At 37.5% G+C, this 25,381-nt stretch carries 17 protein-coding genes and 1 pseudogene; 6 read left to right on the top strand and 12 right to left on the bottom strand.

Annotated features, from left to right (window positions below):
* Positions 1-69: 69 nt before the first annotated feature.
* Positions 70-564: a GNAT family N-acetyltransferase gene (locus H6G25_RS07705; protein WP_190391970.1), complete on the bottom strand. Its 495-nt coding sequence runs from the start codon at positions 562-564 to the stop codon at positions 70-72.
* A 116-nt stretch (positions 565-680) separates the two neighbouring features.
* Positions 681-1,850 (bottom strand): RpoD/SigA family RNA polymerase sigma factor, encoded by a 1,170-nt coding sequence (locus H6G25_RS07700; RefSeq protein ID WP_028084629.1) that lies wholly within the window; start codon positions 1,848-1,850, stop codon positions 681-683.
* A 1,054-nt stretch (positions 1,851-2,904) separates the two neighbouring features.
* Between H6G25_RS07700 and priA the strand changes: the two genes are divergently transcribed.
* On the top strand, positions 2,905-5,373 hold the full coding sequence (priA, locus tag H6G25_RS07695; RefSeq protein ID WP_190391969.1) for a primosomal protein N': 2,469 nt from the start codon (positions 2,905-2,907) through the stop codon (positions 5,371-5,373).
* 207 nt (positions 5,374-5,580) lie between these two features.
* On the opposite strand, the gene H6G25_RS07690 is transcribed toward priA, so the two are convergent.
* Positions 5,581-5,931, bottom strand: a complete 351-nt coding sequence (locus tag H6G25_RS07690; RefSeq protein WP_242034906.1) for a P pilus assembly/Cpx signaling pathway, periplasmic inhibitor/zinc-resistance associated protein — start codon at positions 5,929-5,931, stop codon at positions 5,581-5,583.
* Positions 5,932-6,586: 655 nt separating this feature from the next.
* Here H6G25_RS07690 and H6G25_RS07685 point away from each other — a divergent pair.
* The 3 genes from H6G25_RS07685 to H6G25_RS07675 all read left to right on the top strand — a co-directional run bounded on the left by H6G25_RS07685 (position 6,587) and on the right by H6G25_RS07675 (position 12,638).
* Entirely contained in the window at positions 6,587-9,757 is a 3,171-nt protein-coding gene (locus tag H6G25_RS07685) for a type ISP restriction/modification enzyme (RefSeq protein WP_190391968.1), read from the top strand.
* A 228-nt stretch (positions 9,758-9,985) separates the two neighbouring features.
* A complete protein-coding gene (gene dnaG / locus H6G25_RS07680) occupies positions 9,986-11,899 on the top strand; it encodes a DNA primase (RefSeq protein WP_190391967.1) in 1,914 nt (637 codons plus the stop codon).
* Positions 11,900-12,107: 208 nt separating this feature from the next.
* Complete coding sequence (locus H6G25_RS07675) at positions 12,108-12,638, top strand: ComEA family DNA-binding protein (RefSeq protein WP_190391966.1); 531 nt, start codon at positions 12,108-12,110, stop codon at positions 12,636-12,638.
* 8 nt (positions 12,639-12,646) lie between these two features.
* Here the strand turns inward: H6G25_RS07675 and lepB are convergent, their stop codons facing one another.
* The 3 genes from lepB to H6G25_RS07660 form a co-directional block, all read right to left on the bottom strand.
* Positions 12,647-13,219, bottom strand: a complete 573-nt coding sequence (gene lepB, locus H6G25_RS07670; protein ID WP_190392040.1) for a signal peptidase I — start codon at positions 13,217-13,219, stop codon at positions 12,647-12,649.
* Between the two features lie 217 nt (positions 13,220-13,436).
* Positions 13,437-16,397, bottom strand: coding sequence for a DUF4114 domain-containing protein (locus tag H6G25_RS07665; RefSeq protein ID WP_190391965.1), 2,961 nt, complete (start codon positions 16,395-16,397; stop codon positions 13,437-13,439).
* Entirely contained in the window at positions 16,381-16,569 is a 189-nt protein-coding gene (locus tag H6G25_RS07660; protein ID WP_190391964.1) for a hypothetical protein, read from the bottom strand. The genes H6G25_RS07665 and H6G25_RS07660 overlap by 17 nt, the downstream gene beginning before the upstream one ends.
* Before the next feature lie 334 nt (positions 16,570-16,903).
* On the opposite strand from H6G25_RS07660, the pseudogene H6G25_RS07655 reads away from it, so the two are divergent.
* Positions 16,904-17,248: pseudogene (locus tag H6G25_RS07655) on the top strand (IS1634 family transposase); the annotation flags it as partial.
* 316 nt (positions 17,249-17,564) lie between these two features.
* Here the strand turns inward: H6G25_RS07655 and H6G25_RS07650 are convergent.
* From H6G25_RS07650 to apcA, 5 genes are all read right to left on the bottom strand, one after another.
* Positions 17,565-17,807, bottom strand: a complete 243-nt coding sequence (locus H6G25_RS07650; RefSeq protein ID WP_190391963.1) for a hypothetical protein — start codon at positions 17,805-17,807, stop codon at positions 17,565-17,567.
* A 1,123-nt stretch (positions 17,808-18,930) separates the two neighbouring features.
* A complete protein-coding gene (locus H6G25_RS07640; protein WP_028084651.1) occupies positions 18,931-19,233 on the bottom strand; it encodes a DUF433 domain-containing protein in 303 nt (100 codons plus the stop codon).
* A 272-nt stretch (positions 19,234-19,505) separates the two neighbouring features.
* Positions 19,506-19,712, bottom strand: coding sequence for a phycobilisome linker polypeptide (locus H6G25_RS07635; RefSeq protein ID WP_027402734.1), 207 nt, complete (start codon positions 19,710-19,712; stop codon positions 19,506-19,508).
* A 220-nt stretch (positions 19,713-19,932) separates the two neighbouring features.
* Positions 19,933-20,418 (bottom strand): allophycocyanin subunit beta, encoded by a 486-nt coding sequence (gene apcB / locus H6G25_RS07630; protein WP_028084652.1) that lies wholly within the window; start codon positions 20,416-20,418, stop codon positions 19,933-19,935.
* A 68-nt stretch (positions 20,419-20,486) separates the two neighbouring features.
* On the bottom strand, positions 20,487-20,972 hold the full coding sequence (gene apcA, locus H6G25_RS07625) for an allophycocyanin subunit alpha (RefSeq protein WP_028084653.1): 486 nt from the start codon (positions 20,970-20,972) through the stop codon (positions 20,487-20,489).
* Between the two features lie 223 nt (positions 20,973-21,195).
* Between apcA and H6G25_RS07620 the strand changes: the two genes are divergently transcribed.
* The gene (locus H6G25_RS07620) at positions 21,196-21,411 is read left to right on the top strand and encodes a hypothetical protein (RefSeq protein WP_190391962.1); all 216 of its coding nucleotides are present in this window, start codon (positions 21,196-21,198) and stop codon (positions 21,409-21,411) included.
* On the opposite strand, the gene H6G25_RS07615 is transcribed toward H6G25_RS07620, so the two are convergent.
* Positions 21,385-24,777 carry a phycobilisome rod-core linker polypeptide gene (locus tag H6G25_RS07615; RefSeq protein WP_190391961.1) on the bottom strand — a complete coding sequence of 1,131 codons (3,393 nt, stop codon included), beginning with the start codon at positions 24,775-24,777 and terminating at the stop codon, positions 21,385-21,387. The genes H6G25_RS07620 and H6G25_RS07615 overlap by 27 nt on opposite strands.
* Positions 24,778-25,381: the final 604 nt, after the last annotated feature.

Below are 25,381 nucleotides of genomic sequence, written 5' to 3'. Positions count from 1 at the left end.
TATTTTCAGGGTTTTGGCAAAATGTAAAATTATGTTAATGGAAATTGAAGACTGGCTAAAAGAATCTGTTTATTTTTGATTTGCTAATTGGGTCAGACCTGTTTCTGTCACTCGACAAATCCGCCAATCTTCTAAAATATCTGCTCCCATATTGCGGTAAAATTCTTGGGCTGATACATTCCAATCTAAAACACTCCATTCTAAACGCCCACAATCCCTTTCTACAGCTATTTGGGCTACTTTAGTCAAAAGTGCTTTACCAATGCCTTGACGGCGATATTCTGGGGAAACAAAGATATCTTCTAGGTAAATGCCTGGCTTGGTCAGAAAGGTTGAATAATTATGAAAAAATATGGCAAAACCTACAGCCTGACCGTCAATTTCGGCTATAATTGCATCTACATATTTTGGTGAACCAAATAAGTGATCTTTAAGTGCTTCTGCATTACCAATTACAGCATGAGATAGTTTTTCATATTCTGCAAGTCCTTGAATTAATTTAAAAAGCGTTATGACATCACCAGGTTGAGCAAATCGAACAATTAAATTAGTATTAGTATTCATTAGTCTGTAGTCTCTAGTCTCTAGTCCACAGTTCGTAGTTTATATCCAAATTGATAAATTTTTTAACCACTGACCACTGACCACTGACCACTGACCACTGACTAATGACTAATGACTTATACCAACCATCCTTTTAAACGCTTGGCTATGTGGGGACGGCGTAACTTTCGCATGGCCTTACTTTGGATTTGACGGACTCGTTCACGGGAAAGATTAAACATATTACCCACCTCTTCGAGAGTACAGGGTTCGCTGCTGGTGAGTCCATAGCGCAGGGAAATGACATCTTTTTCCCTGGGGGTGAGTACGTCCCCTAAAACTTCCCAAATCTCTTGACGCATCATGTTTTCGTTCATTTTTGCTTCGGGAGACTGGTTATCTTCATCTTCTAACAAATCCATTAACTCAGTGTCTTCTTCTTTACCAACACGGTGGTTAAGGGAAAGAGCTTGTCGTCGGAGTTGTTGAAGTTGACGCAATTGGTGAACCGTAATTTCCAACGCTTCGGCCATTTCCGACTCCGTTGGGTTACGAGAGAGCTTTTGTTTCAGTTCCCGTTGTGCTTTTTTAAGTTTATTAAGTTTTTCAACAATATGGATTGGTAAGCGAATAGTTCTGGCATCATTTGCGATCGCTCTTGTAATTGCTTGTCTAATCCACCAATAAGCATAGGTAGAAAACTTATATCCTTTATCCGGGTCAAATTTTTCCGCAGCGCGGTTTAAACCCATTGCTCCTTCCTGAATTAAATCCAGAAAAGGGACACCACGATTTAGATATCGTTTCGCAATAGATACTACTAACCTTAGATTAGAACGAATCATTTTCCGCTTGGCCACTCTCCCCTGATACAAGCGGCTTTCCAGTTGTTTTTCGGTCATTTCTAACTGGGAAGCTAATTCACCTTTACTGGGTTGCGCTCCTGATTCTAATTCTAAAGCGGCTTGTAATTCTTTAATTTCTTCTAAAAATCTGACGCGTCGCGCCAATTCCACTTCCTCATCAGGTTTAAGTAGTGGATAACGCGCCATTTCCTTAAAAAACGCGCCCACAGCATCATCATTTTCGGTTTTATTATATCCCGAAGGACGGGCTGCGGCCATGTCATCGCCATTGCGTTCTTCTAATTCCAAGTTTTCGACAAGTGAGGTATCTTCATATACCACTTGCTCTAAACTCTCCAGTGATGGTTCTTCATGATCAGTAATATTCTCCAATATTTCCATTGTTCCCAATTCAGCAAGATTCATAGTTTCCTTTAGGGATTGTTGCTTAGTTTGGTACATAATTTTATGACAATGACCTCTTTCAGGCTTGATAGTTTTCCCCTCAGGACAAAATACACCTTATCACTAGCAAAATGCTCTCTTTTTGATCATTCCAGATCAGGAATGCAAATCAGTATTTGTCCATGATTTTATCTGTGGCTCGATACAACCTATAATCATTAATGGCTTTAGCATTCATAAGAAATATCTATTTTGTGAATACCAATAGACATATACTCCTTTCTTGTCTCAATTATTAAATATGTTAGCCCCCCCCTTGATTATAACTTTAACAAATATCGAAGATGTAAATTAATCAGATCCTATACCCATCCTAAATGATTTGTGAAAAAGTTTGTTGGTTGTTGCCTGTAAATATTCTCTGCGTAAAGTTCATAAATCAAGAAGAAATCATATATATTAAATTTTCGTTGATTTTTGGCAAAGTTTAGATTTGTTTCCGGTTTTAGTGAAGAGGTTTATTGAATAAATCGCCATTTTGGTACTAGAGTTATTTCTCTCTACGAATATTTACTAAATAATCCAAATTACAAAAATGGTAACTTAAAATCCGGACAATATTTAATGTTTAAAATCATCTGATATTGACAAACCATTTAATATCTATCAACAGAGGGAAAAACCCTCTACCAGATTTGGTAATTTTATCTTAGGTTAATTAATAACAGAATTTATTAGTTACTAACTATTTTCTAGAATATCGAGAAATTAAACTGTTTAATCAGCTAATATCTCTTATCTATTACCTATTTATTATCATCTAAGCCTATATCTAGCGATAGGTTTTAAAAACAATCATCAACTTACACCTAACTGTTACTGACCTAATGTAGATAACTTGATTTGCATACTTGACATTAAATACCTGTTGCAGGTATGCTACAAAATAATTGGTCTAGTAAATTACATAAGTTAGAGATTATCAAGTATTATCAATAATTTAAGTATTGTAAAATACTATTTACTTGTAGTAAAACCAAGGGATATAATCAATCAGGTCAGAACAAAGCTAAGTCCATGAACAAAATATTTGTTTATAAATTCAGAAATTATGTATACTGTTAATGCAAAATCATCTGTTATCGCTGTAGCTGAACCTGGAGGATCATATCAGTCTCAAACAACATTATCTCAATGGGTTGAAGTCCTTGTAGACTGTCCAGGGTGTTCGGATTTATTTACCTATAAAATCCCAGAACATTTACAAATCAAACCAGGGGATATTTTAAGTGTTCCCTTTGGTGGCACACAGGTAGGTGGTGTCGCTATTCGCTTATTAACTCAAACACCCGCAGACTTACCACCAGAGAAAATTCGTGAAGTAGAAGATGTCGTTAGTGAAGGTTTTTTTCCTAGCGGTTATTGGACACTACTCAACCGCGTTGCATCCTATTACTATACACCCCTAATTCAAGTGATTCGCGTCGCTTTACCACCAGGCTTGTTAGGAAAATCACAACGTCGTCTGCGTTTAACTCCCTTGGGTAAAGAAAATATTCCTGGTTACATCAGCCCTACAGCCCAGCAAATAATCACCCTCCTAGAGAAAACCCCGACAGCAGACTATAGCTATCACTACATTCAACAAAAAATTAAAGCCGCGTATCGGGGAATTAAGGAATTAATTCGTTTAGGTTTAGCAGAAAACTATTTAGAACCGCCACGACTCACCCAACCGAAATTACAAAAAGCTGTCATCCTCTTAGATAATAGTGATCACGATTTAACACCCCGTCAAAAAGAAATTGTCGAAGTTTTAAGACGACAAGGGGGGGAAATGTGGCAAAATGAACTATTACAACTTTGTAGTACCAGCACTTCTACACTCAAAGCCTTAGTAGATAAAGGTTATATAATAATTGAAGAAAAAGAAATATTACGTAGAGAAACAGGACCCGCAATAGCCGGAGATTGGGCGAAATCCTTAACACCAGCGCAAAATCACGCCTTAGAAACTATTACTTCCTTAACTGGATTTAGTAAAGTATTGTTACACGGGATTACAGGTTCAGGCAAAACAGAAGTATACTTACAAGCCATATCACCCCTACTTGAACAAGGAAAATCCGCTCTCGTCCTAGTTCCCGAAATTGGACTCACACCCCAACTCACAGACAGATTCCGGGCTAGATTTGGGAACAAAGTCCACGTTTATCATAGCGCCCTTTCCGACGGTGAACGTTACGACACCTGGCGACAAATGCTCACAGGAGAACCACAAATCATCATTGGGACTCGCAGCGCCATTTTCGCACCTTTACCCAACTTAGGCTTAATTATCCTAGACGAAGAACACGACAGCAGCTTTAAACAAGATGCTCCCATTCCCACCTATCACGCTCGCACCGTCGCTCAATGGCGAGCCGAATTAGAACATTGTACACTCATTTTAGGTTCAGCAACTCCCTCTTTAGAAAGTTGGGTGAGCAGAAATCAACAATATCTATCATTACCAGAACGCATTCACTCCCGGCCATTACCCCCCGTGGAAATCGTAGATATGCGTCAGGAATTGAAAGAGGGAAACCGGTCTATTTTTAGTAGACAGCTGCAAAATGCTTTACAACAATTAGAAGCAAAGCAACAACAGGGAATATTATTTATTCATCGGCGGGGACATAGTACATTTGTATCTTGTCGTAGTTGTGGATATGTGTTAGAATGTCCCCATTGTGATGTATCCTTGGCCTATCATCATGTAGAAGAGGGAGCGCCAGAATTATTACGTTGTCATTATTGTAATTATGGGCGTTTACATCCTCCCCATTGTCCCGAATGCAGTTCTCCTTATTTAAAATTTTTCGGAAGTGGTACTCAAAGGGTAGCGCAGGAATTAACCAAACAATTTCCGCAGTTGAAAATAATTCGTTTTGACAGTGATACTACTAGTACCAAAGGTTCACACCGTCACCTCCTGACTAAATTTGCTAACGGTGAAGCCCATTTGTTAGTAGGTACACAGATGTTAACTAAAGGCTTAGATTTACCTCAAGTTACCCTTGTAGGTGTAGTTGCTGCGGACGGACTATTGCATTTATCAGATTATCGCGCCAATGAGCGCACATTTCAAACCCTCACCCAGGTTGCGGGGAGAGCGGGAAGAGGAGAAGATCCAGGTAGAGTAATTATCCAAACCTACACCCCAGAACATCCTATCATTGAAGCAGTGCAAAAACATGATTATCAATCTTTTGCCGAAGAAGAATTAAAACAAAGACAAACCCTTAATTATCCTCCTTATGGGAGATTAATTTTATTGCGGTTAAGCAGTTTAGATCCCATTCAAGTACAAAACACAGCGCAAATTATCGCCACATTTTTGCAAGACAAAGCAGAATTTGAGATATTAGGACCTGCACCAGCTAATATATTACGAGTAGCTAACCGTTATCGTTGGCAGATATTACTTAAGTTTGCTGCTGACTCATTACCAAACCTACCAGACTGGATAGAAGTGCGATCGCTTTGTCCAAATTCGGTTAGTCTAACAATTGACGTAGATCCGATTAATATAATGTAATGCAAACTTAAACTCTTACCTCCGTGTCCTCTGTGGTTCGATAAAACTTTAAATCCAACCCACATTCCGCACTTCATTTTGTGGCGTTGATGAAACCAGGTATGAATTTATGTGTAGAGCCGAGAATCCCTACATGAGGAACGTCTCTACAAGGGTTTTGAAATCATCAAAAATCATTTTCATACCTCAAATCAGCAACGCCAAGAATTATTGTGGTTTATTTTGTTCACGACGGGAACGCATATTTTCCCGGAATTTCTTCATTTGTTCTTGTTGTTGGGGAGTTAATATAGCTTGCATTTTTTGTCTTTCCGAATCATGGATTTGTTTAATTTGATCTTTCTGTTTGTCCGTTAGGTTCAAAGACTGAAAAATATTACCCTTCTTTTCTCTTCTTTCTTGATGTTGTCTTTGTCTTTGTTGACGTTCAGCTTTACGTTTTTCCATTGCAGTTTTTAACTGATTTTTTTGTTCTGGGGTCAAAATAGCATCAATTTGAGCGCGGGTATTGGTGTGAATTTCCTTCATTTTCGCTTTTTGTTCACTGTTCAAATTCAAGTGTTTAAATGTACCTCTTGCTTGTAATTCTTGACCAGGTTGGGGTAAGGGTGGGTTGTCCTGCGCTTACACTGTAAAGGGAGTTGTTATTAAAGTTAAGGACAGAGTACCAGCAAGCAGTGATAATATCTTCAGTTTCATATTACCCTTTGGTTATTTGTCGTTATTTCGGTTTTGTATGTTCCTGTAATATTCACTCCTATTCAGGAATTAAACTAGAATTAACAACAACTTTAGAAAATTTAAAGTTAATAATTCAGGATAATGGTAGAGGTTTTTATTGAGGTTAAAATCTGACTATATTTTGTTTACAAAGTATGAGCGATCGCATTTGAAATTAACACTCATCCAAATGCAGTTTGTTAAATTATTGTGCAAGTTACTTTACTGAACTATTAAACTGTTTTACTCTCAAAATCATAGTTTTTAGAAAATTTATCTCAGAAAATAAAGTAAAGAAATATTAAAACTTAATGAATTTCATCACCTTTATCTTTAAAATCAATTAAAATCATAAAGTGACCAGTTATTTAGTAGAGCTTACTAATTGGTAATTAGTAATATAATTGCTGGATATCCTGATTCTGACGATGTATTTCACTAGCAACTTATCATTAATAACATCACATATTTATTTAAAAAATACGCAAAATATATGGACTTGAGACACTACTTACAACAACTGCAAAGCAAACTAGAAAAAGGCAGTGAACGCACTCACTACTCCACATTAGAAAATCTGATTAATAGTGTTATTTTAGGAATAAAATCCACTGTTGAAGAATTGGGAAATCAAGCAGGTATTCCTGATTTTACTGTGAGAAAGAATAATCAATTACTCGGTTATATTGAAGCCAAAAAAATCGGAGAAAACTTAGATAAAATTGAAAAAACTGAACAATTACAACGTTATTTAGAATCATCCATTGGTGAAAATCTGATCCTGACTAATTATCTTCAGTTTCATTGGTATCTTGATGGTAAACTGCAATTAAAAACCACCTTAGCTACAATTGAAAACAATCAAATAATTCCTGCTTCTAATATATTAGAAACAGAAGAATTAATTAGATCATTTCTCAGTAAACAACAAAAAACTATTAATAACTACTATGATTTAGCTAAGGAAATGGCCGCAGCAACTAAAGCTATTCGTTATAGTATTAATGAAGCATTGAAAAGCGAAAAACAAACAGGAGAATTAACTCAATTAAAGTTATTATTCCAAGAGTTACTATTACCAGATTTAGATCATTATAATTTTGCTGATATGTATGCTCAAACCATAGCTTATGGTTTATTTACCGCTAGGGTAGGCCATTGTCATGGACAAACAACATATCAATTTAATCGTCAAAATGCGGGTATTTATATTAGTGATAAAATTCCCTTTTTACAAGGATTATTTACTACAGTCATTTCCACAAATATCATCAGTAAAATTAATTGGACAATTGATAGTTTAGTGGAACTTTTAGCTAAAGTTGATATGAATAATATTCTAGAAAACTTTGGACAAGAGACACGAAAACAAGATCCCATAGTCCACTTTTATGAAACATTTTTAGCAGCTTATGAAGCATCATTAAGAAAAAGTAGAGGAGTTTATTATACTCCTGAACCTGTAGTATCTTTCATTGTTAAAGCAGTTAATCATATTTTAGAAAATGATTTTAATTTAGATGATGGTTTGGGTAGTAAAAACGTCACAATTTTAGACCCAGCTACGGGAACAGGAACTTTTTTATATGAAGTCATTAACCAAATTTATAATCATTTTGAAAAACACGGAATTAAAACTTGTAATGAGTTATTTAGAGATAAACAAGTTCTCAAACGTTTATATGGTTTTGAGTTATTAATGACTCCTTATACAATTGCACATTTAAAACTGGGATTATTATTAGAAAACTTAGGTTATGAATTTCAAGAAAAAGAAAGATTAAATATCTTTTTAACTAATGCTTTAAATGAAGGAGTGAAAAAATCAGAATTAATTTTAGGCCAGTATATCTCAGCAGAAGCAAACCAAGCAGCAGCAATTAAAACGGAAATCCCTATTGATGTAGTTTTAGGAAATCCTCCCTATTCGGGACATTCAGAAAATAAAAATGAATGGATAGAAGGATTAGTTAAAGATTATTATCAAATAGATGGATTATCTTTAGATGAAAAAAATCCCAAATGGTTACAAGATGATTATGTAAAATTTATTCGCTTTGGACAATGGAGAATTGATAAAACAGGAGTAGGAATTTTAGCTTTTGTTACCAATCATGGTTATTTAGATAACCCCACATTTCGAGGAATGCGTCAAAGTTTATTACAAAGTTTTAATCGGATTTATATTCTGAATTTACATGGTAATGCTAAGAAAAAAGAAGTTTCTCCAGATGGAAGTATAGATCAAAATGTCTTTGATATTCAACAGGGAGTAGCGATTTTAATTGCTGTTAAGGATATTCCTAAAAATCAGCTTATATTTAATCAACAAAATGCACCAGATAATGGCGTTTTTTATGCTGATTTATGGGGAACTCGTGAACATAAATATGAGTTATTGAAAGAATTAACGATGAAAACCGTAGCATGGGAAAAAATCAATCCTATTTCTCCTTTTTATTTGTTGACTCCTCAAGATGTTTATGCTTTAGCAGAATATAATCGAGGTTGGAAAATAACTGATATCATGCTTGTTAATTCTGTGGGAATTGTCACAGCACGAGATTCTTTAACAATTCAGAAAACTCCTGAAGACGTGGAAAAAATTGTTAATGATTTTGCATTTTTACCACCAGAAGAGGCAAGAGAAAAGCATAATTTAGGAAAAGATACAAGAGATTGGCAAGTTGCTTTAGCGCAAGATGATATTAAAAAAAGCAGAGTTAAACAAAATCAAATTAATACAATAAATAGAAATTCGATTAAACGGATTTTATATCGTCTTTTTGATATCAAATACACCTATTATACAGGTAAATCAAGGGGATTTATTTGTATGCCTCGAAATGATGTGATGAAAAATATGTTATTAGGTGATAATTTAGCATTAATTACCGTTAGACAACAATCTCAGTCTGGGGAATGGTCTTTAGTTGGTACTACTCAAGATATGATAGAATCTTGTGCTATTTCTAATAAGACCAAGGAAATTAATTATTTATTCCCTCTTTATATTTATCCAGAAAACGAAACAACCCAAGACAGAAAACCTAATTTTTCTCCAGAATTTATCACTGCAATTAAGTCCAAATTAGGTTATATTCCCACAGCAGAAAATATCTTTTATTATATTTATGCTGTGTTTCATTCTCCTCAATATCGTCAACGATACTCCCAGTTTTTAAAGATTGATTTTCCGCGTCTTCCTTTAACTAGCAATAATGAATTATTTAATCAATTAGTTATCAAAGGAGAAAAGTTAGTTAATTTACATTTGATGAAAAATCTGCCCCCAACTCCCATGACTAAATCAGAAACTTCTACTACTGCTAATTTACCTTTATTTAATGGAGAAGAAAGAGGCGCTATTCATTATCAAGGTGATGGTAAAAATGAAATAAATCAAGTTAAATATAATACAAATAAACAGCAAATTTTGATTAATCAGAACTGTTATTTTTCGGGAGTTTCTCCAATAGTATGGGAATTTAAAATTGGTGGTTATCAAGTATTAGATAAATGGTTAAAAGACAGAAAAAGTGTTAATATATATTTATCTGACGCGGAAATTACTCATTATCAAAAAATAATTATTGTCGTCATAGAAACAATTAAATTAATGACAGAGATAGATGATATAATCCCTCAGTTTCCTATCATATAAATAACCCAAAACTCAAATGAAAATATTGTAAATGTTCTAAATCTCAGAAACAGAACTCAAGCTGCTATTTTAGCTAATAGTTTTTTTACATATTTCTAACAGGGTATTATAGTATGCTGTGTTTCAGGGTTTGGTGCGTTACGCTGTCGCTAACACACCCTACTAGCCACTAACACAATTAAAATATATTATAGTATAATAAATCTAGATTATCATTGTTGATTTCTCATGCAAATTCCTCGCTTACATCCAGATACTATTGAAGAAGTTAAACTCCGCGCTGATATTGTTGATGTTATATCAGAGTATGTAGTGTTGCGAAAACGGGGTAAAGATTTTGTGGGTTTGTGTCCTTTTCATGATGAAAAAACTCCCAGCTTTACAGTTAGTCCTTATAAACAAATGTATTATTGTTTTGGCTGTCAAGCTGCGGGAAATGCAATTAAATTTGTCATGGATTTGGGAAAACGTCAATTTGCAGAAGTGGTACTAGATTTAGCAAAACGTTATCAAGTCCCGGTTAAAACTTTAGAACCTGAACAAAGACAAGAATTACAACGTCAAATATCTTTACGTGACCAATTATATACTGTTCTCGCTTCCGCTGCTCAATTTTATCAACACACTTTAAGACAATCTCAAGGACAAAAAGCACGGGAATATTTAACAAAAATTCGTCAATTTCAAGAGGAAACTATTCAACAATTTGGTTTAGGTTATGCCCCTCCTGGTTGGGAAACCCTTTACCGTTATTTGGTGGAAAGTAAACATTATCCCCTGCAATTGGTAGAACAAGCAGGATTAATTAAACCCCGAAAAGAAGGAGGAGGATATTATGATGTATTTCGTGATAGGTTAATGATTCCTATTCGTGATCTTCAAGGGAGAGTAATTGCTTTTGGAGGCAGAACTTTAAAGGAAGAACAACCAAAATATCTCAATTCTCCTGAGACAGAATTATTTAGTAAAGGGAAAACTTTATTTGCTTTAGATGAAGCCAAAGACGCTATTTCTAAAGTTGATCAAGCGGTAGTTGTAGAGGGATATTTTGATGCGATTTCTCTCCATGCAGCCGGAATTAATAACGCTGTTGCTTCCTTGGGTACAGCATTAAGTATAGAACAAGTACGGCTATTATTACGTTATACAGAATCCAAGCAATTAATCCTCAATTTTGATGCAGATAAAGCTGGAATAAATGCTACGGAAAAAGCAATTGGTGAAGTTTCTAATTTAGTTTATACAGGAGAAGTACAATTAAAAATTCTCAATTTACCCCATGGTAAAGATGCTGATGAATATTTACATGATCATACAGCATCCGATTATCAACAATTATTAAAAGATGCACCACTTTGGCTAGATTGGCAAATTCAAAATATCATTAAAAATCGAGATCTAAAACAAGCTACTGACTTTCAACAAGTTACCCAACAAATTGTTAAATTATTGCAAAATATCGTTAATAGTGATACAATAAATTATTATGTCTCTTACTGTGCAGAAATTCTCAGTTTAGGAGATAGCAGACTTAAACCTTTAAGAGTTGAAAATCTCCTAACTCAGATTAAACCTAATAGTCTAAAATCTCTAAGTCCGCGTATAAATAAACCGCAACCTCAAACCCCAAAATTATCTTTAGTTAATACAGAACGCACTTTACTAGAACGGGCTGAGGCCTCATTATTAATTATTTATATTCATTCTTCTGAACAGCGTCAAATAATTATTGACGATTTAGAAACACGAAATTTAGAATTTAGTCTTTCTCATCATCGTTTTTTATGGCAACAAATGTTAGAATTTCCATTAGATGAAGTTGATTTAATTTCTAGTGTGCAAAATAGATATTTAGAATTAGGAGAAGAATTAGAAATAGTTTCCCATTTATTTCATCTCAATGAAATAAATAAAACAAAAATATTGCGAACTCCGCAGGTTATTCAAGCAGCATTGGCTTGTATGGAGAGAGTATTTCGAGAAAAACGTTGTCGTTACTTTATTGAAGAGTGGAAAAAAATAGATCCTCCGCAACCAGAAAAAGACAAATATTATGCTGAAGCTATATATATAGAAAAAATACATTTACAAGACCTTGATAAACAGCAAACCCCCTCAAATCTTGGGGCAGAATTATATTAAAAATCTTGAAGGTTAGGAATATCTCCATAAAAATTGTCCAAAATATGTTAAATTCTGGGCAAAGGATGAAAATATTTTGATCAACAATGATTATAGGGCAGATTGTGGGTAAATAAGGTACAAATATGATATAGTTATGAGAGTATATTTAACGTATCTCCGATACTGTACTTCATAACAACGGGAAGTGCTGTATACTTGTGCAACTATGAATAGATGGCTACCTGTAAATTTAAAATTGCAAAATCTCCGAGCCAAGCTGCTGAGTGATCCCTATTATCGTTTACAATCCAGAGAGGAAGTGCAAATAGCAGCTGAATTGGGTTTGGGTATTGATGCTAATCAAGCAACGGTGGATGATTGGCTGCGTTTACCCGGGTTATCAATTCATCAAGGGCGATCGCTGGTGGAACTTTCCCATGCTGGTGTAGTATTTTATTGTATTGAAGACATAGCTGCGGCTTTAGGTGTGCCATTACAGCGATTAGAACCACTAAAACCCCTGCTCAATTTTAATTATTATGACAACAATTCCCTGGAGCAACCCCAGGTAGTTAATCCTAATACAGCAACGATTGAGAGTTTGCGTAAAATTCCTTTTATAGATTTATCTCTAGCACAGACAGTTATAGAAAACCGTCTGGCTGTTGGTCCTTACCGAAGTTTGGCTGATTTCCAAAAACGGCTAGAATTATCAGGGGAGGAGATAGCTCAGTTAATGTATTATTTACGGTTCTAGTAAATTCACTAAATCAAACCGATGCGGTTCACAGGCCAAAAGCGAAACGTGGCGCGACCGATGATATTTTCATTAGGTACAAAACCCCAGTAACGAGAGTCATTACTATCATTCCGGTTATCTCCCATGACGAAAAATGCCCCTTTCGGGACTTTTATTTGTGGAAATGGGAGATTTGGAGGTTCGGCGATGTAGTCTTCTGTTAGCGGTTCACCATTGAGGTAAACTTGTCCTTGAGCAATGCTAATTACCGCTCCTGGTTCACCAATTACCCGTTTAATAAAGGCTTGGTTTTGAGGATATCCCCGTTTTTGTAATTCTGGTGGTGACTGAAAAACAACTATATCGCCGATTTTGGGAGGGTGAAATCGGTAGGAAACTTTTTCTACTACCAAGCGATCGCCCGTGTGTAACGTAGGGTACATTGATGCGGATGGAATCAAGCGTGGTTCAGCAATAAAAGTCCGAATCAGAAGTGCTAAACTCAGGGCAATAGTTATTAAAACTACATTTTCCTGCCAACCACTCCATATTTTTGATTGTGAAGAAGTATCTTTTATATCACTTTTGTGAGGAGTCATAGTTAACTGCGTCAGGGCGGTAAAGGTGTTGGAAGGTGGAGGAGATTTTATTTTCAGTTTAGCAATTTCTGCTGATTTTTCTACATCCAGAAAATTTCCCAGATCTATCACAGGACTTACGCAATTGGTACAGCGATCGCTACTTAGATTTAATATTACAGCCTATTATTTAATAAGCCCATCTTCAACGAAGCAAGATGGGCTTGAGCAATATTTTCTAAGCTGCGAGTGTCAAATTGACCTTAACAATCACATCATTGAAGTCTCTGTCACCACCACCACGCATATCTTCAAAACCAAAGATATTGTCACCTAAAATCCGCACATGATCAACACTATCTGAGTTAGCGCCCAAGAAGGTGAAGTAAATATCTGGGTCGTTATTAGAATTACTATCAAGTAAGGCATCAGGTCTACCATTAACAATTAAAAATGGCACAAAGATAGAACCACCCTGAAGAACAGCACTAGAAGTAGCTGTACCACCGTCGTTCACAGATAAGTTAACATCGGAAATCCGTTTATTAATGGCTGCTTGAATATAACCAGCTTCTCCTGGAAGGATATCAGCCTGGCCATCATCATTGGTATCAATACCGCCATTTTCACCAGTGACTTGATAGAAACCAACGAAGTTGTTGTAACTTGCTTCTCGGTAAACCGTAAAATCAGCTTTTGTAGCACCTGTGATATTCCGCAGATCTAATGATTCCCCTTGTGGTTTGCTTTGCAGAGTTGTACCAAGAGGGATGGCTTTATTAGTTGCTTGAATATTCACCCGCAAATCTTCAAACCCATTCGGATCACCAGAACCATCTTCCCACCCCAAAGAGAAACTATCAGACCCCAAGTCTGTAATTTTGAAGGTAGAAGGGTCCGGAAAGAGGACATTTTCAATCGAAGTGGTCTTATTGAGTACAGACTCCGTTGAACCATCTTTGATGATATAGAATCTCAAATTGTCATTAGCATTTAATGCTAATAACCTTGCCAGGCTGTTAGGATCAAACCCAGCGGGATAATTAGTCAGAGTAGAGAAAATTACTTGATTTTTGTCCAGCGCTTTTTCCCTATAACCTGCAGCACCTGGGTTAATACCATCTATTTTACCATTGGCATCATCAACGGTAAATACTCCTATTTCATTGACACGATTGGAATTATTTCCTGTCAATTTGACTTCTAATGTCGCTTTACCATTATTAGCTTTAATGTTAAAGACATTATCACTAATTAGTGTCAGGAAACTGTTTGAAGTTGAACCTGAACTTGAAGCTATTTCGTTGATATCATTAATGTTGACGGTCAAGGCTTTTTCATAAGTCAGTCCAGCCGCATCTTGTGTCTTGACGCGAATCTTGTAACTGGACTTAGTTTCAAAGTCTGGAGATGAATTAATTTTTAGTTGATCTCCATCAATAGTGAAAGCAGAATTATCAGCATCACCTTCACCAGTAACTAGGCTATATGTAAAAGTATCCCCTCTATCTGGGTCAATTGTAGTAAATAAACCAACAACAGAGTTACCTGCAACATTTTCATTCACTCTGTCATTACTGAGACTTAAACCTGTAGGTGCTTCGTTCACAGGAGTTCCAAACACCACATAAGCTGCTCCAGCCTCAGAATCAGCAAAGGGAGCGCTAATAATGAAATCGTTAACACCGTCACCGTTGACATCTCCCGCACCACTAACTGAGTGACCTAAGTTACCATCTTCAGCAATACCATTAATGATAAACCCATTTGTACCGTTGAGATTGGAGAGTTCAAAGGTAGAACTAAAGCCGTCCCTATTACCATAGATGACATAGCTTTGTCCAGAAGTATTATTAGCATTATTTGCGCCAATAATGATGTCATCAATTCCATCATCGTTAATATCCCCTAAATCACTGACAGACCAGCCGGCGTTGTCAAAGTCAGCAATACCGTTGATAGTAAAGCCATTACTGCCATTAAGATCGGAAAGGTTAAAGACGTAACCGATATCGCCTTGTTTACCAAAAATTACATAGGCTCTGCCAGCAACTTCTTTACCATTGGGATTTCCATCTCTTGCACCGATAATTAGGTCTGCAATCCCATCTCCGTTAATATCTCCAGCTTTACTAACAAAGAAGCCTGATTGATCTTTATCTTGCCCATTGATGGTAAAGCCAGTAAAATCATTATTACTATTATTATTACTATCAAAGAGGGAGACATTGATGGTATTGTCAGTAATCGGATTTTCCGTGTCAATCCTCCGTCCATAAATGACATAACTGCTGCCAGAATTATTGCCATTGGGGTCAGGATCTGCATAAGGCGCACCAATAATTAGATCATCTATTCCATCCTTATTGATGTCTCCAGCATCACTGACAGAATAGCCCAGATTATTGAGGTCATCACTAATGATTTTCAAACCGTCATTTAGCCCAATATTGGATAGGTCTAAGGTTGAACTGAAACCACCTTCCTTACCAAAGATGACATAGCTTTCGCCTTGAATACCCGATTCCTCTTGATCATAATTGGTGCAACCAATTAATAGGTCTTTGATGCCATCACCATTAAAATCGCCGGCACTACTAACAGCCCAACCTGCATTATTACCCGAATTATTGCCTTTGATAGTCAGTCCTTTGCTACCAAGGTCGGAAAGTTCAATGGGATTACTAAAATAATTGGATTGTTTGCTACCAAAGATAATATAAGCAGCCCCGGAATTATCCCCATTGATACCAGAAAAAGGTGCGCCAATGGCTAGGTCATCAACACCATCACCGTTAATATCCCCAATGTTACTAACGGAACAGCCTGATTGATCACCAGCTTGAGCCCCCTTAATCACAAACCCTTTAGTACCATTGAGAGTAGAAGGATTTAAGGGTTGATTAAAGCCTTCTGTACTACCAAAAAGTACATAAGTTACCCCTGCATTACTTTTACCATCAGGATCACTCCAATGTGAGCCAATAACTAGATCCCCAATACCATCACCGTTAATATCGCCAGCATCGCTGACTGAGTAGCCTAAGTTGTCGTCACTTTTACCCGCGATGATAAAACCTTTATTGCCATTATTACTGTTGAGTGTGTAAAGGTCAAAAAATTTGCTGCTCGTGATAGTATTGTCAACTAATTGAACGCTACCATTTCCAAGTAGGACGGGGTTAATATCTGTTTCCATAATGGTGTAGTATTGTTGGCTTTTTCAATGTTGGATAAATTGCAGCGATTACAAAGTAGGTGTAATAAGCAGCAATACAGCGATTTTCATCTAAAGTTGAGTAGTCAGATTTGATATAGATAGTTTTTAGCTTTTGATTCCAGGGTTTTCTGACAACTTTCTTGTTACCCATATTTTCACCTCTTACAATCAAATTCAGGACTATTTAGGATTTAGGATTTTTACTGATAACATCTCAAGAAATAAAGAGGCCAAATTAGACCGATGATTTGATTTAACGGCTGTTAATTTTTCACTAAGAATAAAGTTTACTTTAATTGCTAATTGCCCAAAAACAATATATCTCACCTATGGTACTATTAATTGTGAAGTTTGCGAAGTTTCTGTTAACTTTAGGTAAATAAATACCCAATTATTTGAGTTAAGCTTTTATAATTAAATTTAAGAATGCTAATAAGACCTAGTCTCGGTTCTGATGCTTGATATAACTAGAATCCGCATATTCCCATTTAGATTCAAGCTCATTACATTTACATGAAGAGTATAAGAACTGCCTAAATAATCAAGAGAAAGAAGGAGGAATAAATCGAGAAAATCCGATTAATATCACACAGGGGCATTCCCGTGAGCATCATCCAGACTTAAAACAATGTATATTAGATTTAATAGTAAGTAGTAATGGAAATATACCTTTATTTTTTAGAGGAGCATCAGGAAATGAATCAGATAAAGCCGTATTTGCTCACATCTTAGTGGAATATTCCAAACAAACAGATTTTGAAAGTATAATGGTTGCTGATAGTGTATTATATAGTGAAAATAATTTAAAATTAATGTCGAACATGAAATGAATAAGTCGAGTCCCATTATCCATTAAAAAAGCTAAAAACCTGGTAAAAGCACCGATAAGTAAAGAACTGAAACCAAATGATATTAAAGGATATAGCTATCAAGAAGAGAAAGTATCTTACGGGGGAATAGAGCAAAGATGGCTTCGCCGTGAGCGTCAGCCGAACGGTTATTATTTGAAAGCACAGAAAGGAAAAAAGCAGATTTAAAGAAATTAACCAAAAAAATCTTAGAAGAGTTTTTGATAACTAATAGACCTGTCCGAAATATTGAAAATATATAAAGAACAGCAATCAACAGAGCGAGGATTTAGATTTATCAAAGAGCCGTTATTTTTTGCTGATAGTCTTTTTGTGAAAAATCCAGAAAGAGTAGAGACAATGATATTGATATTGTCTCTACTGCAACTTTACCTACTCTTCCTGCGGATCTTGGACAAGGGTTGCGAGAAGGACGAGGACAATCAGGAGAATAGGAAGGACAAGCGGGACAAGAAGATAAATCAGGAAATTCGTCTTTTTCTGTTGCGGGTTTGGCTGCTTCATCATCCTCTATTGCCATTTCTAATTCTTTAAATGATTACTTTGGATATTGCTAAAAAACTGGAAGCAGTTGAAAAAAACCCCCCGCAGTGGTAAAGATGTTTAGGAATCTGGGTTATGGTGAAGGTAAATCAAACAAAGGGAGACTGCACGTTCAGATCAAAGCGACGTACCCAATTTTGACGTTGGTTGGTAACTTTACAAGTTAACAAACTAACTTTCCGAAAAATCATTGTTTTTGTTGCCACAGTAGGGGTTTACCTCCATAGGTAATCCGTTATATTAATTAATAATATATACAGCACTTCCCGATGTTATGAGGTACAAGAACCCCACCCCCCTCAATCCCCCCGCAGGGATTGAGGGGGGTGCGAGGAGGGGGCTTAGGATGTACCTCATAAGAGCGGAAACCCCTGTATCAGACACAGATGTTTGTCAAATGATTGCTCGCAAAAGTTCACACTCTGTATTTTCTATTTACTTGCACTTCGTATTTGTTACCAAGTATCGGAAGAAAATAATTAATGCAGAATGCACAAGATTTTTGCAAGAATCTTGTGCATTAAGACTAACACCCAACAATATTAGGGAAGCTGATTTCGTCCCCCCTTCAGTAACCAAGACAAGGAGAACATCAAGAAACAAGAGAAAAGAAGAGTGATATTTTTCAGTCTTTGAACCTAACGGACAAACAGAAAGATCAAATTACAGCGAATTTCAGGTAAATGAACCACGGTTTTTGTTTCGCGCAATCTCTCTTAGAGATCCCGAAGGGTAGACGCAAAGTAGGGAAGGCGCAAAGGAAGAAGGTAATCAAAGTCTGGTTTAAATAGATGAAAACTGCTGTAAACAAATCCATGAGTCAGAAAGACAAAAAATGCAAGCTGTATTAACTCCCCAACAGCAAGCACAAATGAAGAAATTCCGGGAAGAAATGCGTTCTCGTCGTCAACAACGCAACCCACAATAATTTTTAACCATTGAAATAAGAATAATTAACCACGGGTGGGTATAAAAGCCCATCCTATTTTTGTATGACTGACTATAAAAGCTGGCATAATCAATAAACCCAGTTACTTAAAAACTCCACTTCTGCATATCTTCTGCTGATTTGGTGTTAATAAGTCGCAAAACTCCACGCATTAACTCGCCAATGCTGTATCTTTCTGGCTGTGTAACTCTGCTAAATTCCAGTATTCTGCTTCTGCTTGGGCTAACTCAGTTTCAATCTGATGACGATTAACGTGGTAGTAAGCTAAAGCTGCATAAACTTGGGCAAGGTTGAGGTGACTTATCCGACGGGCAATTTCTTCAGCATTTGCACCTTGTTTGTAAAGAACAACCACCCGACTCACAGAAGTTTTAGTCCCTGTAATCACGGGACGACCATTATTGATATCTGGAGAACAGGTTACTAGCGTACCAATGTTAGTAGCAGTTGCCATGGTTGAGAGAATTTTTAGCTAGGGTTATTTAATTCTAGTTTATTATTGGCGCATCGCACCACAGGCGATCGCTTACAATGGATACTTGTCGGCATGATTTCCAAGAGTTCGATAGAATATCAAATGAAAAAAAGATAAACTCACTCTCTGCGACTCTGCGCCTCTGCGTGAGCTAAATTATCTAAATCAGCAACAGCGAAAATATAATAAAAAAAGAGGTCTTTTTAGACCCCTAACAAAATCGAAATAAAATAAGCTCTGATTTATAGAAATTAAGACAAACCAGCATTAGTACCTTGTTTACCAGTTGCTAATTCCACTTTAACAATCTTGCCACCCATTTTTTGAATCCGTTGTTGTTCACGAAACCAATTTTCATAGGGAACTAACTTAGTAAAGTAAGTGTTTTGTAATTCGCGTTGGGTGCGAGTACGAGATAGACTAGGAACACAAGCAGTTACTTTAAATAAACGAGCCATTTTTCTTCAAATCTCCTCTATTTGTTTGTGGAAACTTTTTTATCTCAAAAATTTTGAGTGCAAATCTTTAATTAATCTTTCGCAGACTGGAAATCAACCATCAACACTAGACTGATAACACTTACAATCAAATTAGCAAGAGAACCTTCTAGCAATCATGATTGATTTCCAGACCAAAATACCAGTTCCGCACCTATATTACTAAGTGCAAACCTAACTCCTAGCTCAAGCCAGAGGAGATATAGTCGAAGTAAACGCCCATTTCTTTACCAGCGTCAGGACCTACCAAACTAGCGGTTACTTCCTTCATAGCTTGGATAGCTTGAACGGTAGAGCCTACGGGTACTCCCAAGGAATTGTAGGTTTCTTTCAAACCATTTAATACGCGCTCATCCAAAATGGAAGCATCACCAGCGAGCATAGCATAGGTAGCATAACGCAAGTAGTAATCCAAGTCACGGATACAAGCTGCGTAACGACGGGTGGTGTACATATTACCACCGGGACGGGTAACATCAGAGTACAACAAAGACTTAGCTACAGCTTCTTTAACGATCGCAGCAGCATTAGCACTGATAGTACCTGCGGCACGAACGCGCAGTTCACCAGTAGCGAAGTAGCCTTTTAGTTTTTCGAGAGCAGAGGTATCAAGGTATTTACCTTGAACGTCTGAAGAATTGATAACGGAGGTAATTGCGTCTTGCATTGTTGTTTTTTCCTTATTTCCAACCTTATTGTCACAGTATCAGTTTGAGCCGAGAATAGAGCTAAAACCTACTGCATTGCACCAACAACGTAGTCGAAGTAAGAACCAGCTTCACCAGCGTCTTCAGCAGACAACAAGGTAGCAGCAACGTTCTTCATAGCGGCAACGCCACCAGCAACTGCATCAATGGGAGTACCCAAAGACTTGTACATTTCCCGAACACCAACGATACCGATTTCTTCGATGGCTGTAACATCACCAGAAACGATTCCGTAGGTAACGAGGCGGAGGTAGTAGTCTAAGTCACGCAAACAAGTAGCTGTCATTTCTTGACCGTAAGCGTTACCACCGGGGGAAACAACATCAGGACGTTTTTGGAACAGTTGGTCACCAGCTTGCTTAACAATGCGCTCGCGGTTTTCGGTCAATACTTGCGCGATGCGAAGGCGTTGTGCGCCACCAGCAACAAAACCTTTGATTCTATCTAATTCACCGGGGCTGAGGTAGCGAGCTTCTGCATCAGCATTCACGATAGCTTTCGTGACGATACTCATTAATGGATTCCTCCAAAACTAATGTAACCAGAGTTTGATTAAACTGGTACGACTTTATGTGGTTGATAGTCAAGCCTAACATCTTGATTTACATTTGCAACCAGATTGACCGGATTTGGTGTAAACCAGATGGAAAACTCAAATACCTCCCGCAAAATATTGTCCAGTATTATGTTGAGCATTTATTACTGCTCTTAATATTTTGTAACATTAATTTTCAGATTTGCTCATTTTGAGGCAACAGGGAACAGGGAACAGGGGACAGGGAACAGGGAACAGGGAACAGGGAACAGGGAACAGGGAACAGGGAACAGGTAGAGTTATTACCAATTACCAATTACCAATTACCAATTACCCATTACCCATTACCCATTACCAATTACCCATTACCAATTACCTATTACCCATTAACCTACCTATTGCTAGGACGACCTGTTAAAACAGCAGGAGACAAGCTAGACCAAGATTGTTTCACCAAATCAGCCTCAGCTTGTACACTACCCAAGTAGTTACCCGCTGGTAAAGAGGGATAGCGTTTGTAAGGTACTACGTCTTCACCAAAATAACGAGCATATTCAGCACTATTGACAATTCCCTCTACAGCAGCCCTTAAACCGCTATCAGCCAATAATTTGTTATATTGACGGATTTCGCTCTGGGTAGCTGGTGCGCGTCCCAACAAGTGACGGAATAAAAATTCAATTACCTTGGTATTGGGATAAGGAGTATAGAACCGTTTGCGATAGATTTCGGAACTAGCTAATTCCAGGACAAACTCACGCACGGTAATTTCACCATTACGTAATTTGCTATCTAAGTCAGAACGCCGGAAATAACCAGGAACTTGACCACTAAATACGTCCATTACCTGACAGTAAATAGCATTAATTACCTGATTGGTTTCCGGGGAATTTGTGCCAGTAGTAGCGCGGTAAATTCGGGTTGGTTTGCGTCTGCTTGTGCCTACACCAACTTCTACAGACTGTCCACGTCCATCATTGAAAGAACGACCCAACTCAATAAACAAGGGTTTAGTCTTGTCCATTTTCTTACTTTGGGCTGCTAAATCAGCGATCGCCTTCGCCAAAATTGGTGTATTCTCAGTTTTAATCCGAGGCTTAACTGTTTTAAAGCTGGGAACAACCAAATCATCATTTTGCTTAGTTAGCTGGTTGTAAAGCTTTTCAGTATTGGGGAAGTTAGCAGCAGGTAAAGTGGGGAAGCGACGGTAAGGAACAGTATCTTCACCGAAGACTTGACGATATTCCACACTCTCCACCATAGAGCTAATAAAGGCACGAATACCTTGAGTAGCGAGAATTTGGTTATATTTGCGGATTTCTGCTTGATCAATCGGTGCGCGACCCAAGAAATGCTTAGTACCCAACTCAATTACTTTCGTGTTGGGATAAGGTGTATAAAACTCCTTCAAGTACAGGTTAGAGTAACCCAAACCTTGAATAAATTCCTTCACCGTAATTTCACCATTCACCAACTTACTTTCTAGACTTGTAAACTCGTTGAGAGAAATGTAAGGAGCAATATCCCGCTCGAAAATCTGGCGATAAGCACCGCTAATCACAGTATTAACAGCAACCTTATCATTACCAACTGCTGTTAATTTAAAGACCTTGGTTTGCTCACGTTGCTTAGTAACACCTTGATTAATGCGGAAATCAATATCTGGTTCAGTCCGCATTTCTGTAACTGCACCCAATTCCACAAAGCGCGGGGTTGCTTGTTTTTCAACATTGGCCACATCTTCGCGGATAGTACCCACGCGCAACTGACGTAAAGATACACCAGCAGGAGTTAAATAGCGTTCGTAAGGAACAGTATCTTCATTGAAAGCTTGGCTGTATTCATCACTGTCAATGATAGCATCAACAACAGCATAGAAACCTTTCTTAGCCGCAATATCAAAATACTTATTGTTCTCTTCCCGACCATAGGTAGGACGACCTAATAAGCGACGGTGAATATACTCAATCGCTTTACACACATAAAGAGAAGTCCAATACATCTTGCGGAATAAATCCGACTTAGCCAATACCCGTACAAACTCACGGACAGTGATTTCGCCGTTTTCCAGCTTAATTTCTGCAACTTTCAGCCGTTGACCTTCATAAACATCACGACCGAAAACTTGTAAGTATGTAGCCTTAATTACCGCTTGGGTAGAACTTTCAGAGAACTTAACACTTGCTCCCTTAGCGGCTTTTTTGCCAATAGTTCCTGGTAATTGGTCTAATTTGAAGACTTTAGCCCCTAGAGTCCCTGGAGCTACACCACGGGCTTTAGGGTTACTAAGCTGATTATTGATACCAGGTCCTTGGTGAATCAAAATCCGGCGGGTATCCTTACTAAAAGGTGCAGGACTGCTGCTGGGGTTGCGAGTTTCTTTCGGGAAAATCGCCCCAAATTGAATTTCCAAGGGATCATTACCAGAACCATAAGGATGTTGATCAGGTAATGGCTGTTCATAAGCCGCAAAAGTTGTAATAAATTGAGGTACTTTACGGAAAGGCGCACTGTATTTGAACAGGTCTTGTTGTGGTCCCCAGTTGCGACACTCTTGAGCTTCTTGACCCAGACCCCGAATATAAGGTACTGTTTCTTCGCCAAAGTAATCGCTGTATTCGGTAGAATCTACCAAAGCATTCACCAAAGCCGCTAAACCGCCTTTAGAAACAATAGCAAAGTATTTTTGCACTTCTTCGCGGCTGGAAGGTCCCCGTCCTAAAATATGACGGAAAGCCAATTCAATTACCCGGCTGTTAATAAAAGGCTGGTAAAATTGCTTTTGGTAAAGGGGAGACTTAGCAAGACGACGAATAAACTCCCGCATGGAGATTTCGCCATTTTTAACTTTTGATTCCAAATCAGAAATAGACAAGCTATAAGCACGGGTAATATCGCGCTCAAATACTTGACGATAAGCCGCTTTGATCACTTCTGTCTTTTCGCTAGAAGACAGACCCGGCTTCATAGCGTATTTGGGACGATTTTCAGCCGCGTTAGCGTAAATTTGGGGTAGTTGTAACCCTTGTTGATCAGCACTGGGACGTTGGCGGACCTTCGTTGAAGGTGTTGGCGCTTGAAATTCTGTGAGCAATACATCCATGTACTGAGTCACAATTTCTGTAGCTGCCGCGTCTTTGCGGAAATAGGATAAAGAAGCCACCTTGATTTCCTGTAAAGCCACTATAGTCGCTTCAGAGGAACAGGCATTTTCAATAATTTCCCGTAAACCTCTGGTATTCACAGAGATGATATTAGGGTCACCAGCGACAATGGCATAAGTAGCATAGCGCAAGAACCAGGATAAATCCCGTAAGCTCTTAGCCATGTTACCCGGACCATAACGAGCGACGTTAATGGGTCTAAAGCCCGGAGGTGTGGGGCCGCCAGCAGAAGTATTGAAAATAGAACGCAGGTTTTCCAAGAAACCACCACGACTTTCAACGTAGGTGACTGTTCCTAATTTCATGCCCTCTTGCAGACTAGCATCAGCACCGACCATTGCCAATTCTCGTTCTTGAGGCTTTTCTAAGAAAGCCATAGGTGAACCACCGACGAAAATCCGGTTAGCAGCGCGAGAAACGATGATTTCGGAATTTTCTGTGAGAATTTGGGCGATTTCTAAACGTTTTGCCCCAGAGGCAAAATAACTGACCAGTTCACTTAGTTCACCTCTTCCTAAAAAGCGGTCTTGTTGTTCCGCTTGGGAAATGGTGGACACGGGTAGGGTTTGATATAGTTGCGGACGCGCAACTGAGCTTCCACCGCTTGCCTTAACACTCATTAGCTTTTTAAAACTCCTATCATAATCGTTTATGTGTTAAGCCTGAGTTATTTATTTTTTTTAGGCTTGACATTTTTGCGTATTTGTGAATATGACGCTGGCAAAACCCAGTAAATTAACCCAGTTCAATTTTTAGATTAGAACGTTTTGTGTTGATGCTGTTGGTTTATTAAGAAGTATGTCGAATCTGTAATCTAAATTTGATATTTCACAAGATACATACTTCTATTTTTTGGGATGAACATAGATTTTATCCCATATTTTGCACCAATTTAATGATTAAGCTTATTCATAAAGGCAAAGAACAGACGGTAGACAAAAATGATCAAGGCTATATTGATACCAGCTTGGTAAACCGCTATCTTATTTTTGTGGTTATTAATAAGTTAAAGCGTCAGTAAATTAAATATGTATAAATATTCAAAGGTATGCCCACCTATAAGACTTTAAATGACTGATTTTGTCAAACTTAAATGCTAAATAGCTTATTAAATAAAAGATTATCTATAATGGGGCGCTTCCCGTTAACGCAAAAATACGTCCTACCTAGTTTCTTTTTTGGTAGCGTATGTGGAAGAGCTAAACTATTACTAAATATAAACTA

The sequence above is a fragment of the Dolichospermum sp. FACHB-1091 genome, from assembly GCF_014697585.1.
Taxonomy (GTDB): Bacteria; Cyanobacteriota; Cyanobacteriia; order Cyanobacteriales; family Nostocaceae; genus Dolichospermum.
This window is presented reverse-complemented; position numbering and strand designations above follow the sequence as displayed.